This is a genomic window from Nocardia speluncae NBRC 108251 (assembly GCF_001613245.1).
GTDB classification, from domain to species: domain Bacteria; phylum Actinomycetota; class Actinomycetes; order Mycobacteriales; family Mycobacteriaceae; genus Nocardia; species Nocardia speluncae.
The window spans coordinates 21109-34746 of the sequence record NZ_BDBZ01000012.1 but is presented as its reverse complement, the minus strand read 5'-3'; the positions used below and the strand labels follow the sequence as shown (position 1 = coordinate 34746).

General features: G+C 66.3%; 13 protein-coding genes and 1 tRNA gene. 3 read left to right on the top strand and 11 right to left on the bottom strand.

Features of this window, described 5'->3' with window-relative positions; translation table 11 throughout:
- Positions 1-156: 156 nt before the first annotated feature.
- Positions 157-1185, top strand: a complete 1029-nt coding sequence (locus tag NS6_RS13400) for an NADP-dependent oxidoreductase (RefSeq protein ID WP_068041219.1) — start codon at positions 157-159, stop codon at positions 1183-1185.
- Between the two features lies 1 nt (position 1186).
- Here NS6_RS13400 and NS6_RS13395 read toward each other — a convergent pair whose 3' ends face one another.
- Positions 1187-1753: a DUF6069 family protein gene (locus NS6_RS13395; RefSeq protein ID WP_068041217.1), complete on the bottom strand. Its 567-nt coding sequence runs from the start codon at positions 1751-1753 to the stop codon at positions 1187-1189.
- Positions 1754-2022: 269 nt separating this feature from the next.
- Positions 2023-2976 carry a D-isomer specific 2-hydroxyacid dehydrogenase family protein gene (locus NS6_RS13390; RefSeq protein WP_068041591.1) on the bottom strand — a complete coding sequence of 318 codons (954 nt, stop codon included), beginning with the start codon at positions 2974-2976 and terminating at the stop codon, positions 2023-2025.
- On the opposite strand from NS6_RS13390, the gene NS6_RS13385 reads away from it, so the two are divergent.
- Entirely contained in the window at positions 2959-3876 is a 918-nt protein-coding gene (locus NS6_RS13385) for an SDR family NAD(P)-dependent oxidoreductase (protein WP_307647548.1), read from the top strand. The two genes, NS6_RS13390 and NS6_RS13385, sit on opposite strands and share 18 nt — an antisense overlap.
- 109 nt (positions 3877-3985) lie before the next feature.
- Here NS6_RS13385 and NS6_RS13380 read toward each other — a convergent pair.
- From NS6_RS13380 to NS6_RS13340, 9 genes are all read right to left on the bottom strand, one after another.
- Positions 3986-4059 (bottom strand) — tRNA-Leu (locus NS6_RS13380).
- Positions 4060-4117: 58 nt separating this feature from the next.
- Positions 4118-4672 carry a hypothetical protein gene (locus tag NS6_RS13375; RefSeq protein WP_157112748.1) on the bottom strand — a complete coding sequence of 185 codons (555 nt, stop codon included), beginning with the start codon at positions 4670-4672 and terminating at the stop codon, positions 4118-4120.
- 5 nt (positions 4673-4677) lie between these two features.
- On the bottom strand, positions 4678-6156 hold the full coding sequence (locus tag NS6_RS13370) for an APC family permease (RefSeq protein ID WP_068041206.1): 1479 nt from the start codon (positions 6154-6156) through the stop codon (positions 4678-4680).
- A 39-nt stretch (positions 6157-6195) separates the two neighbouring features.
- The gene (locus NS6_RS13365; protein WP_068041203.1) at positions 6196-7656 is read right to left on the bottom strand and encodes a peptide MFS transporter; all 1461 of its coding nucleotides are present in this window, start codon (positions 7654-7656) and stop codon (positions 6196-6198) included.
- 90 nt (positions 7657-7746) lie between these two features.
- Entirely contained in the window at positions 7747-8694 is a 948-nt protein-coding gene (locus NS6_RS13360) for a Ppx/GppA phosphatase family protein (protein WP_068041201.1), read from the bottom strand.
- Positions 8695-8746: 52 nt separating this feature from the next.
- Positions 8747-9268 carry a DUF501 domain-containing protein gene (locus NS6_RS13355; protein ID WP_068041199.1) on the bottom strand — a complete coding sequence of 174 codons (522 nt, stop codon included), beginning with the start codon at positions 9266-9268 and terminating at the stop codon, positions 8747-8749.
- Complete coding sequence (locus NS6_RS13350) at positions 9265-9858, bottom strand: FtsB family cell division protein (protein WP_068041197.1); 594 nt, start codon at positions 9856-9858, stop codon at positions 9265-9267. The genes NS6_RS13355 and NS6_RS13350 overlap by 4 nt, the downstream gene beginning before the upstream one ends.
- Before the next feature lie 9 nt (positions 9859-9867).
- Complete coding sequence (eno, locus tag NS6_RS13345; protein ID WP_068041194.1) at positions 9868-11151, bottom strand: phosphopyruvate hydratase; 1284 nt, start codon at positions 11149-11151, stop codon at positions 9868-9870.
- 243 nt (positions 11152-11394) lie between these two features.
- The gene (locus tag NS6_RS13340; RefSeq protein ID WP_068041586.1) at positions 11395-12129 is read right to left on the bottom strand and encodes a lytic transglycosylase domain-containing protein; all 735 of its coding nucleotides are present in this window, start codon (positions 12127-12129) and stop codon (positions 11395-11397) included.
- A gap of 309 nt (positions 12130-12438) precedes the next feature.
- Here NS6_RS13340 and NS6_RS13335 point away from each other — a divergent pair, with 309 nt between their 5' ends.
- Positions 12439-13590 carry a DUF7373 family lipoprotein gene (locus NS6_RS13335; protein WP_157112747.1) on the top strand — a complete coding sequence of 384 codons (1152 nt, stop codon included), beginning with the start codon at positions 12439-12441 and terminating at the stop codon, positions 13588-13590.
- The last annotated feature ends 48 nt before the right edge of the window (positions 13591-13638 follow it).

Genomic DNA, 13638 nt, shown 5'->3' with positions numbered 1-13638 from the left:
CCTGGACCGGAGATCCGAGATTACGGCGCCGGAGCCACCGTGACACCGGTTGCGATCACCGTGAATACAACCCCTCCGAAACATCATATTCCCAGATCACAGGGTTATTCAGAATAATCGTTCGGCGAGCTCTCCCACTCCTGGTAAGACTGGCCGGTGCCTGCCCGAACCTGCCGCCGGATAATCCTCCGGGACCGGCCCGTCGCCGGAATCACCGCCACCACCTTCGCCATGCACACCGTCCCCCGGCCGGTTCCGGCCGGGGGCGAGGCGCTGATCGAAGTGTTCTGGCTCGGGATAGACGCGACCCAGCGCACCTGGCTCAACCCCGCACCGGCCTACACCCGGCCGGTGGATATCGGTGCCGTGATGCGCGGCAGCGGAGTGGGCCGGGTTATCGAATCCCGCAACCCCGACCTACCGGAGGGGCAGTGGGTCTACGGCGAACTCGGCTGGCAAGAGTACGTCCTCGCCCGCACCAGCGGCCTGTTCGGCGTGAATCCGGTACCGCCGGGTATCGAACCCCGCCATATGCTGACGGTTTTCGGCGTCAGCGGGCTGACCGCCTACATCGGGATGAACGAGGTGCTGCGGGTCTCGGAAGCCGATACTGTGCTGGTCACCGGAGCAGCCGGCAGCGTCGGTTCGCTCGCGGGGCAGATAGCCCGGCTGGCCGGCGCCGAAGTGATCGGCACCGCGGGGTCCGCCCGGAAGACCGGCTGGGTACGCGATACTGCACGATTCGACGCCTGCCTGAACTATCGCACCGACGATGTCCGGGCCGGGCTACGCGATTTCGCGCCCGACGGCCTCACCGCGGTCTTCGACAATATCGGCGGCGTTCTGCTGGAACAGGCACTCGACAATCTGGCCGTGCATGCCCGGATCGCCCTGTGCGGCTCCATTTCCTCGGGTTACACCGCCGACGGCTACGGAGCGGGCCCGGCCAACTACATGCAGCTGGCGTTCCGTCGCGCCCGGATGGAGGGTTTCCTCTTCTTCGACCATCCCGAGATGTTCCCGGCGGCACTGGCGAAGCTGGCCGGGTGGGTTTCCGCGGGCGAACTGCGCTGGACCGAAGATATCGTCGACGGCCTGGAGAACGCCCCCGCCGCCCTGCAACGGCTGTTCGACGGGGCGAACCTCGGCAAACAGCTGGTCCGGGTGCGGCCCGGCCGGCCCTGAATCAGTACTGCTGTCGCCGGACGATTGCGCCCGCCCCGATCGACCCCAGCAGCGTGATGATGCACAGGCCGGCGATCAGGTTGATCGCGGCCGTGGCGATCTTGGCATCGAGCCCGGCCACCAGGGTGAACGGCAGCAGGACCGCCAGCGCTGTGACCAGGCCGGTGATCCAGTAGAAGAACTGCAGTGGATTCGGCATCAGCGCCAGCAGTAGGTTCAGCAGGCCGGTGGCGGCGATCGCGGCGGCGGCGCCGGCGATCGCGTACGAGGTGGTGGAGACCGTACCGTAGGCGCCCGCACCCTCCGGGGAGAGCACCGCGATGTTCAGGATGCCGCGTACCAGCATGATGGCGACCACGATGACCAGGGCCACCACCACGGCGGTGCCGAGCCCGCCCGCCCACAGCCGGCCCAGATTGACCTTCGGCTCTGCCGGTTCCGCATAACCCGCCTGCTCCGCATACCCCGGCGGCTCGGGGTACCCGGGCTGCTGCGGGTACCCCGGCTGTTGTTGGTGACCCTGTCGGTAAGGGTCCTGCCGTCCATAGTTGTACGACGGATCCGTCATAGGCAGAAACTACCCCGCGCGGGCCTGCGCTCCCACCCGAATCGGGCAGGCATGTCGCCGGAGAATACTGCGGTGCTGTCGTGAATCACCACCGATCGTCGCGCGACCACCGCGAACGGCGCGGCCCGCGAGCGTGACCTCACGCGCGCAGGCGGCGACCCGTTGCCGACGTTGCGGCAATGCATCGAACGGCGTCAACGCCCGGGCAGGCCGCGCTCGGTTCCGGCCGGTATTCCGAGTTCCGCCTGAAGGCAGAGCAGGACCACATCTCAATAGCCGCGCTCGGTGTCGATCACCGCTAGCAGCCGCCCCTCGGTCGCGAAGCGTTCGACGTTGGCCGCCACATGATCGGCCAGTGCCCTGGTGAGCCCGTTTGCGGGATTGGCGATATGCGGTGTGATCAGCGCATTGGGCAGCGTCCACAACGGGTGGCCGGCGGGCAACGGCTCGGGATCGGTGACGTCGAGCGCGGCACCACCGATCGTGTTGTCGCGGAGCGCGCCCACCAGTGCCTCGGTATCGATCAGGACACCACGGGCCACGTTCACTATCCACGACGTCGGCTTCATCTGTGCCAGCGTGTCCCCATCCACGAGATGCGCGGTGTCCGCGGTCGCGGGGGCGGCGATAACGAAATGGTCTGCCCGTGCCCATATTTCGGATGTGCGGGTCGCGTCCACCGTTTCCGCCGCACCCGGCACCGGGATTCCGGATCGAGTCACCGCCAGAACTTCCGCACCGAACGCGGTGAGCAGCGGAATCATCGCCCGGCCGATACCGCCACAGCCGACGATCGCCACCGTCGCGCCGCGCAGGGTGCCGACACCTGTATCGAATTCCGCCTTACGCCAGGAGGTCGCTCGCGCCTGTTCGGCGAGCCCGCGCACCCCGGCGAGCAGCAGCAGGGTCGCGTGCTCGGCGACATTGCCCGCGTACGCGCCGGCCGCGGAGGTCCAGATCCGCCGCCGGTCGACGAGTCCGGCCGCCAGCCACGATTCGATGCCGGCGGAGGGCAGTTGCACCCAGCGGACCGAATCCGGGAGCTCGGCGGGGAACGTGTCCGGGCCCTGCGCCCAGACCACCGCGTCCGCGTCGGCGAGCGGGACCAGGACGCCGCCGCCGCGCTCGACCGCACCGGCCAGGGCGGTCTCGTGATCGGGGCCCAGATGAATTCGTGGCGCTCTGGTGTTCGGCACAACCCGACTATGCCCGATGCGCGGCATGACGACGACATCGTGCACGATTCAGCTGATACGTTCGGACAGCTGTCCAGCGAACACAACGGGAGATCGAGCATGCAGGTCGCGGGAAACGTCTTCGTAGTCACCGGAGCCGGAAACGGTATCGGGCGGTGCGTGGCATTGGAATTGATCGGCCGCGGCGCGACTGTGGCCGGCGCCGACCTCGACGAGCAGGCCCTGGCCCGCACCGCAGCACTGGCCTCGGACCCCAGCCGTTTCACTGCCTATCGACTCGATATCGCCGACCGTGACGCGGTGGCCGCGTTCCCCGATACCGTGATCGCGGCACACGGACAGGTGGACGGGTTGTTCAATATCGCGGGAATCCCGCAGAACCTGCAGACTCTCGCCGGTATCAGCGACGACCGGATCGAAACGTTGATGCGCGTGAACTTCTTCGGTGCGGTGTGGATGTCGCGCGCCTTCCTGGCGCACCTCGAGGCACGCCCGGCGGGCGCCATCATGAACACCTCGAGCCTGTCGGCGATCGCGCCGTTCCCGGGCTCCGCGGTGTACGGCGCATCGAAGGCCGCGCTCGCGTTGTTCAGCTACGGACTGGCTCAGGATCTGCGTGGCAGCTCGAAGGTCACCGTCACCACGGTGCTGCCCGGGACGGTGTGGACCGATCTCGTACGCCAGGTCTCCCAGCAGATGGGGGCGCCGGAGAAGCTGGCCGAGGGGTTCGCGGCGAAACCCGAGAATGTCGCGCGGCGGATGGTCGACGCGACGATGAAGGGGAAGGGCCGGGTCGTCATCGGCAAGGACGCCCACGTCTTCGATATCGTCCGGCGGTTCAGCACCCGCGCGGCCGACCGCCTCTCCTACCTGCAGGTGGGCCGCGGGGTGTACAAGAAGCGGCCCGAATCCACCCCGCGGTCCTAGCGACACGCGCCCGGCTCACCTCGGGGAGTCGGCCGCTGCTGACGTTCAGCGGACCGAAGCAGAGACGGGCACCGGTGTCACCCGGGCAACTCTCCGTGCGGCGCAGCTGTGCCCCCAGTGGGACTCGAACCCACACTTGGCGGATTTTAAGTCCGCTGCCTCTGCCAATTGGGCTATGGGGGCGTGCGGACCACACACTACCGACTCGTACACCCGTACCGGAATACCCGGCGCAAGTGAGTCACCTGGTGGGATCTGTCTGAATCGCCTGGCATGCCTCGACCAGTACATCCGCGGCCAGCAAACCCGATTCCTCTGCCGCCTCACGAACGTCGTCGGACAGATCGTAATCCGTCGTCACCGCCAGCAGGGCCAATTGCAGCGCCTCACCCAACCGGCCCAGGCGGCGGGCGATCAGCGCCTCGTCCATCTCCGGGCCGAGGTTCTCCCAGCCCACCGGCTGCACTCCGTCGATGCGGTAGCGGCGCAGCGTGTCCTCGCCCAGCACCTTCATGAAATCCACCGCCGAGGCCATGCAGCGGTTGTTCGCCACCCGGTACTCGGTCCGGTCGGCGATCTTGTCGATGAGTACCGCGACGATCGTGGCGGCCGTGAACATACCGTCGCAGACCCGGGCCGGAGCCGCTTCGGGCGGCCCGGGCGGGGCCGTGGCCAGGCCGGTGGTGACCGCATCGATCCACTCCACCACCAGATCGGTACCCGAGGCATCGGTTCGATGTGGCTCGAAGATGTTCGGTTCGTCCCGGCGCCGGAACAACCGCCACGGTAGACGCATCGCCATCACCCCTGTTCGGAAGCGGACTTGCCGAGCAGCGAATGCCGCCGGCCGTATGCGAAGTACATCACCAAACCGAGCAGCATCCAGACTACGAAACGCAGCCAGGTTTCCACGGAAAGATTCACCATCAGCCACAGGCAGGCCAGCACCCCCAATATCGGTACCCACGGCACGAACGGGACGCGGAAACCGCGCGGCAGGTCGGGGCGGGTGCGGCGCAGGACCACCACACCGATGGAGACCAGCAGGAAAGCGAAGAGGGTGCCGATGTTGACCATTTCCTCGAGCGTTCCGAAGTCCACGAATCCGGCCAGAATCGCACAAACGACGCCGACGGTCACCGTGATCCGCACCGGCGTCCCGCGCGAACCGGTTTTGGCGAACCAGCGCGGGGTGAGCCCGTCCCGCGACATGGCGAACAGCACCCGGGTCTGACCGAGCAGCATCACCATGACGACAGTGGTCAGCCCGGCCAGCGCGCCGACGGAGATGATCCGGTGGGCCCAGGTGGCGCCGTGCACTTCGAAGGCAGTGGCCAAGGTGGCGTTGTCGCCGGCGAGTTCGGTGTAGGGCACCATCCCGGTGAGAACCACCGTCACGGCCACGTACAGGATGGTCACGACGACCAGCGAGCCCAGGATGCCGCGCGGCAGGTCGCGCTGCGGGTTCTTCGTCTCCTCGGCCGCGGTCGCGACCACATCGAAGCCGATGAACGCGAAAAATACCAGGCTCGCCGCGGCGAGCAGGCCGTACCAGCCGAAGCTGCTGTTACCGCCGCCGGTCACCCAGGAGAACAGCGATTGGGTCAGTCCGGAGCCTTCCTCGCCGGGCACCGATTCCGGGATGAAGGGGGTCAGGTTGGCAGAGTCGAAGAACGTCAGTCCGACGATGATCACGAGCAGGATGACCCCGATCTTGATCGCCACGGCCACCGCCGAAACGCGCGAGGACAATTTGGTGCCGAGCGCGAGCAGCGTGGTGAGGACCGCGATCAGCAGTACCGCGCCCCAATCGAAGCTCACCCCGCCGATATCGACGACAGCGGCGCCCTGATCGAACACCTGACCGAGATATTGCGACCACCCCTTGGAAACCACGGCGGCGGCGAGCGCGAACTCCAGCAGCAGATCCCAGCCGATGATCCAGGCGGCGAGTTCACCGAAAGTCGCGTAGGAGAACGTGTACGCGCTGCCGGCCACCGGCACGGTCGAGGCGAACTCGGCGTAACACAGCGCAGTGAGCCCGCACGCGATGGCGGCGAAGACGAACGCCAGCGATACCGACGGCCCGGCCACATTGCCGGCGGTACGGGCGGTGAGGGTGAAAATACCGGCGCCGATGACAACGGCGACCCCGAAGATCGCGAGGTCCCACGAGGTGAGCTCCTTGCGGAGTTTCGTGCCCGGTTCGTCGGTGTCACGGATCGACTGCTCCACCGATTTGGTGCGGAACAGCGAACTGCGGCTTTTCGGGGTCGTCACGGCGGCCTCCTCGTTCTTCTGGCGCCAGTATCGGGAACGCTAGTGCACTCCCGACATATATCGGGTTATCCACGACGACAACGCCGCAATCACCACGCCGGCCGCGATTGCCACCAGACCGGTGATCCCGAAGTAGGCGAATTCGGCATCTTGCGAGTAGAACCGGGCCAGTACACCCGAAAGTGTGGTGCCCAGCGCCACCGACAGAAAGTAGAGCGCCATCATCTGGGCCCGGAAATGCTCGGGCGCCAGCTGCGTGGTGACCGCCAGCCCGATCGGGGAGATCAGCAGCTCCGAGACCGCGAACACCGCCATGATGAACAGCACCAGCAACGCCGGCACCGCCTTGCCGGTGGTTCCCGCCATCGGCACGAAAAGCAGGAACGCCGCCCCCATACCCATCACACCGAACGCGAACTTGCGGGGCGTGCTCGGTGACCGGTCCCCCAGCTTCGTCCACAGCAGCGCGAACAGCGGCGACAGCGCGATGATCCACACCGGTTCCACCGAACCGATCCAGTTCGACGGCGCCGTCCAGCCGAAGATATTCCAGTTCATCCGCTCGTCGGAATACACCGCCAGCACGGTGAAGATCTGCTGGAACAGTGCCCAGAACACCACATTCGCCAGGAACAGCGGCACGAACGCCCACACCCGGCTCCGTTCGACCGCGGTGACCCGGCGGTGGGTGAGCAATACGGCGAAGTACGCGACGGCGGCCACCACGATGAGCGCGGTGGTGACATCCGGCAGATTGCCGATGGTGACCAGGCCGCTCACCACCAGAGCCACGATCACCAGGATCGCGACGAGCAACAACCCCACCAGCGGCACGAGCGCGCGGCGTGGCAGCGGATCGGGTACGTCGCGGCCGGCGGTTCCGAGATTGCGCCGGAACACCACGTACTGGATCAGCCCGAGCGCCATCCCGACCGCGGCCGCCCCGAAGCCGGCGTGGAAACCCCATTCCTCCTGCAGCAGACCGGTGAGCAACGGCCCGACGAAGGCACCCAGGTTGATTCCCAGATAGAACAGCGTGAAACCACCGTCGACCCGCGCGTCACCTTTCGGGTACAGGGTGCCCAGCAGCGCGGACGCGTTCGATTTCAGCGCGCCGCTCCCCAAGGCGACGAGCACCAGGCCGATGCCGACCCCGGCCAGTCCGGGAATCAGCGCAAGGGCGATATGCCCGGCCATCACCACGACCCCGCCGTAGAAAACGGTGCGTTCCATCCCGATGAGCCGGTCGGACACCCATCCGCCGAGCACGGTGCACAGGTAGACCAGCCCGCCGTAGGCGCCTACCAGCCCGACCGCGGCGTTCTGGTCGAGCCCGAGACCGCCCTCGGTGGTTTCGTAATACAGGTAGTAGCCCAGGATCGTGAGCATGCCGTAGAACGAGAACCGCTCCCACAGCTCCACCCCGAACAGATTGACCAGGCCGATCGGGTGCCCGAAGAAAGTTCGGCCGGGGACCGCCGTGGAGGGTGCTTCCGACATCCTCCGACTGTGCCACGAACCACACCGGCCGCGTGGCATACCGCACCGAACCGGTATCGCCGATCGTTCGCGCCGCCCGGCGCACCACTGTCAGGCGATCGACTGGGCGATACCGTCCAGAATGTCGTGTTCGCTGACGACCAGTGCCCGGATACCGGCCCGCTCGCCAAGTTCGGCCGCCAGCACTTCGGTGATCACGGCACCGCCACCGATGACATCCACCCGCCCGGGATGCATGGGGCCCAGCGCGGCCCGCTCGTCGTGATCCATCCCGATCAACCGGTCGCAGACCGCGTTCAGTTCCGGCAGCTCGATCCGCGCGAGATGTGTTTTCGCGGAATCGTATTCGGGCAGGTCCAAAGCGAGGGCAGCGAGTGTGGTCATCGTGCCGGCCACCCCGACCCAGGTGTGCGCACCGTCCACCGGCACATGGGTGAAAGCCTCGGTGAGCCGTTCGGTCGCGAAATCACGGGCAGCCGACACCTGGCCGGCGGTCGGCGGATTTGCGTGCAGGCACCGTTCGGTGACCCGCACACAGCCGATATCGGCCGAGAACGCCGCCCGCACACCGGTGCTGTCCCCCATCACCAGTTCGGTGGAACCGCCGCCCAGATCGACCACCACGAAAGGACCGTCCTCGGGACGCAATTCGCCCACCGCGCCGGCGAACGACAGTCGCGCCTCCTCGTCGCCGGTGATCACCTCGGCCTCGGCTCCCGGCACCACCCGACCCAGTTCGGCGCGGGTCATCGCGAAGAAATCTTCCCGGTTCGCCGCGTCGCGGGTCGCGGAGGTGGCGACCATCCGCACTCGTCGCACCTCGTACCCGGCCATCAGCGTCGCGTAGTCGGCGAGCGCCACCCGGGTGCGTTCGATCGCCGCCGGGTCGAGCCTGCCGGTCGCGTCCACGCCCTTGCCCAGCCGCACGATCCGCATCTCCCGATGCACATCGGTCAGCGTGCCGTCGGCGCCGATATCGGCGATCAGCAGGCGAATCGAATTGGTGCCGCAGTCCACGGCAGCCACCCTGTCGGTCACAGCGACTCCTTCGAAGCTGGTACATGCGGTCCGCGGCAGCCGGGATATCGCATCATGATTCGTCTTCGGGCGGCGCGCACTGCGGCCAGTCGGCCGGGATCGCGGTCCCACGTAGACCGTTGTCGGCGGCCAGCGCCACCGCTTCGTCACCGAGCGGATTCACCCCCGGCCCCTTGGCCAGCGCATGCGCGATCAGCACGTGCAGGCATTTCACCCGGTCCGGCATACCACCGCCACTGAAATCGGTGCCCAGCGGCTCGATCTCGTCGCGCTCGGCCAGATAACTCGCGTGCGCTGCCCGGTAGGCTGCGGCCAGTTCCGGGTCGCGGCCCAGTCGTTCGGTCATCCCCTTCATCACCCCCGCGGACTCCAACCGGCTGGCTTCGGCGGTGAGCCGCGGATCGGTCAGGTAGTACAGCGTCGGGAATGGAGTCCCGTCGGGCAGTTTCGGCGCGGTCTTCACCACCGCTGGTGCACCATCGGGCGCCCGGTAGGCGATGGCGAGCACCCCGCGCGGGGCGCGGCCCAATTGTTCGGCGACGATCTGCAGATCTCGGTCGTCGGGTGTGCTCACCTGTTTCCTTCCGGCTGTGGCGGGGGTGGGGCCGATTCTTCGACGGTCGGTTGTTCGGAAATACTGCGCCACAGGTCCGTGTACCACGGGTCGGGAATGTCGCGCGGCGCCTGCGGGTCGGGAATGGCGGGTACTTCGATACCCGGTACCTGCACGATATAGGGGGTCTCCCCAGGCATCACCAGCCGTAACCGGTCGCGCGCCTCGGACCGGATATAGGCCGGATCCTCCTGTTGCGCACGGCGATCCTTCAGGACGGCGATATCGGCCTCGAGTATCCGGCGTTCGGCCGCCAGCTGGGCGGCTTCCGAGCGCTGCGTGAAATAGGTACGCATGGGCACTGCCAGCGTCATGGCCAGCGCACACACCACCATTGCCAGAATGATCGCCTTACCGGCGGAGAGCCCGAGGATGGTCCGTTCCGACCAGTCCCGGGCCCCCGCGGAGCGGCTGCGGGACGGGCGGGTAGTACGCCGCACTCGTTCGGCACCACCGTGCACATCGGCTGCAGGCCGCCGGGACGGCGCACGCGACGTACGCCGGTTACCCCGCCCGGCCGGGCTGGTCCCGCGCGCACGCCGCTCCGCCATCTTCTTTGCTCAGTCCTCGAACGTGAACCGGGGGAAAGCGACATCGCCCGCGTACCGGGCCGAATCGCCGAGCGCGTCCTCGATCCGCAGCAGCTGGTTGTACTTCGCCACCCGCTCGCTACGCGCCGGTGCACCCGTCTTGATCTGCCCACTGCCGACAGCGACGGCCAGATCCGCGATCGTGGTGTCCTCGGTTTCACCCGACCGGTGCGACATCATCGTCTTGTACCCGTTGCGGTGCGCGAGATCGACGGCGTCCAGGGTCTCGGTGAGTGTGCCGATCTGGTTCACCTTCACCAGCAGCGCATTCGCGGCCCCCTTGGCGATACCGTCCTCGAGACGGTCCGGGTTGGTGACGAACAGGTCGTCGCCGACGAGCTGCACCTTGTCGCCGATTTCGTCGGTGAGCGCCACCCAGCCGTCCCAATCGTCCTCCGACAGCGGGTCCTCGATGGACACGAGCGGGTACGCGGCGCGCAGTTCGGCGTAGAACTTCGTCATCTCGGCGGCACTACGCGCGGAACCCTCGAACTGGTAGGCACCGTTGCTGTAGAACTCGGTCGCCGCGACATCCAGAGCCAGCGCCACATCCCGGCCCAGTTTCAGCCCGGTCTTACCGATCGCGACGCTGATCAGGTCCAGCGCCTCCCGGGTGCCGGCGACATCGGGCGCGAACCCGCCCTCGTCACCCAGCCCGGTGGCCAGCCCCTTCTCCTTCAGCACCGCTTTCAGTGCGTGATAAACCTCCGCGCCCCAGCGCAGCGATTCCTTGAATGTCGGCGCCCCGATCGGCGCCACCATGAACTCCTGCACATCCACCCCGGTATCGGCGTGCGCGCCACCGTTGAGGATGTTCATCATCGGCACCGGCAGCACATGCGCGTTCGGCCCGCCGAGATAACGGAAAAGTTCCAGCCCCGACGACTCGGCCGCCGCCCGCGCCACCGCCAGCGACACACCCAGCAGCGCATTCGCACCCAGCCGGGACTTGTCCGGGGTTCCGTCCAGATCCAGCAGCGCCTGGTCGACGGTCCGCTGCTCGACGGCATCCAACCCGATCACTGCCGGTGCGATCTCGTCGAGGACACCTTCGACCGCCTTCTGTACCCCCTTACCGAGGTAACGTTCCCCGCCGTCCCGCAGCTCCACGGCCTCGTGCTCACCGGTGGACGCACCCGATGGCACCGCGGCCCGGGTCAGGGTGCCGTCGTCGAGGGCGATCTCGACTTCGACGGTGGGGTTACCGCGCGAATCCAGGATCTCGCGAGCTCCGACCTGTTCGATGATGGCCACGAAAACAACACTCCTTCGGCTGTCGGCACGGTGTGATCAGGGAAGAACCGTGCGCTTGCGAGCCTAATGCGCCCGCTCGCACTCAGTCCATCCGCCGCCCCGCACCACACCGAGCTCGGCAAACGCCGCGACACCCCGTGCATCCGATTTCGACGGCGGCAGGCGCCCGATATCACTGTCGGTGTTGTCCGAGCCCGGGGAACCTTCGTCGCCCCTCACCGGTAACGCTGCAATGAGCGGGCCTCAAACCCGGCGCCCCACGCTGTAGGCGGCGGCGCGGTCACGGACGACCTTCATATAGCTCTCCGACTGGTTGTAGGTGAACAATGCCCGGCTCCACCCCTGCGCGGACAGCAAATTCCCGCCGCTGACGCATAGATACCGGGCCGCGGTCAGGGCTGCGTCGTCGATACTGTGCGGATCGGCCACCCCGTCCCCATTGGCATCCACTCCCCACTTCCGCCAAGTCTCCGGAATGAACTGCATCGGCCCGACCGCCCGATCGAAAACCGTATCCCCATCGAACTGTCCACCATCGGTATCCCGGATCTCCGCCACCCCAGGTGACCCGTCCAGCGCAATCCCGATGATCCCCGGCTGCACCATCCCGTCCGCCCCGACCTCGGCGCCCCGATGCCGGCCGTGATCACTCTCCACACTCCCGATCCCTGCCAGCGTCGTCCAAGCGATCCCGCACTCGGGCCGCGACCTCCCCATCACCACCGCCGCATACCCGTACGCCTCCAACGCCGCCACCGGCATCTCCAGCCGATCCGCCTGTTCCGACGCCCACCCGTTCAACAAGGCCGCGGTCCGGCCGGGGGCATCGATATCGATCACCGGCACCGGCGTCCCGGGACCGGGTGGAGTCCCCTCGGGAATGGGCACAAGTTCCTCACCCATCCCACACCCGGCGAGAAACAACGCGACGATCGAAGCGGCGATAACGCCGTACCTGCGGGAACGCACACCATCCATCATCCAGATCGCCGAGCCTTCGGCCGGGCAGCGCGCTGATTGTGGTCGGTATCCCATCCGAACAGTTGCGCTATCAGCCATCATCGGTAAGTGAAGGCCGTCCCGGCACCGGCACCCAGCTCCCGCGGAACAACTTGCCGGTCAACCGACTACATCAATGGTGGTCACTCACCACCCGCCGAGACTTATCCGCATCCGGCCCGGAAGGTGCAGTACGATTCCGCGAGATCAGAATCGTAGGGGGGCGCCGCCATGCACCGACCAGGATGTACTCTGCTGCGCAGATTTCGCGCAATTCTGGCAGCTGGAGTGCTGGCGGCGACGGTTGGGGGCTGCGGTTCGGTGGTGCCGGGTGATGCTGTCCGGGCCGAACCGGATCTCGCCGATCTCGATGTGGGGAACTATCCGACAGCACCACTCGCGTACGGAACGGCAGCGGATGAGGATGCGGCGCGCTACCGCGAGGCGCAGCGCTTGGGTGACTTTGTTGCGCTGCCGTTGGAAGCCGATCCTGCCTTCGTCACGCGCCTGATGGGAATGGGGGGCCCTGTCGTCCTCGACCGCCGAGATATGCAATCGCTGGTGATCAACGATACTTTCGACGAGGTCGCGAGCGAGCTGGTGGCAGGCTGGGTACACACATGGTCGACCGGCGGTGAGGTCGATACATCACAACAGATGAGCATCGCGGTCCTGATGTTTCCGGACGCGGCTACGGCCGAATCCGTGGCGATCGGGCTGGAACACGACGATTTCACCTTCAATACCGACAATCGGCCCGTTCAGCTCACCAAATATTCCCACTCCAAGGCACATTGGCGCCCTGGCACAACTTCGTTGGGGAGCTGGACCGGCCACGATCGTTATGTCACCTACATCAAGTACAACGATTTCTCGGGCAAGGCGGACCTACCTGCGATGGTGCAACGCACCGAAGCATTGCTCGATATCCAATTACCATTGCTGGACGAATTCGAACCCACGCCCGCCGAGCAGCTGAACGATGTCGACCTCGATCCGGACAACGTACTGGCATTGACGCTTCCGAAAGCCGAATCGTTAATTGCCACAACCGGACCGGCAGGGGCCTTCCGCGGGCGCGGAGCCCTGTACGCCCTGAACGGAATTGAAAGCCTGGAATTCCTCGATCAAGGACAGGTTTCCGCCATCGGACTGGCCGAATCGGTGGTAATGCGGAGCGATTCCGTCCAGGGCGCGGAAGCTCTGCTGAGCCATTTCAATCCGACAACGGATCCCACCGGGTCCACCCCGATCGGGATTCCCGATGGAATCGACAGCGGCCAGGTCCACTGCTACAGCAGGAAGCTCGAAGAACACGAGAGAAGGCCATCCAACTTCTGCCTTTTCCAGACGGGAAAATTCTTCGCACAGGTAGAAGGATCACAGATTCAAGATCTGCACCAGAAGACGTCGGCCCAGTATGCCTTGCTTGCAAAATAGGGGGGATAGTGAAAGTTTCCAAGAGGAGAACTGCCTATGGGATACGCC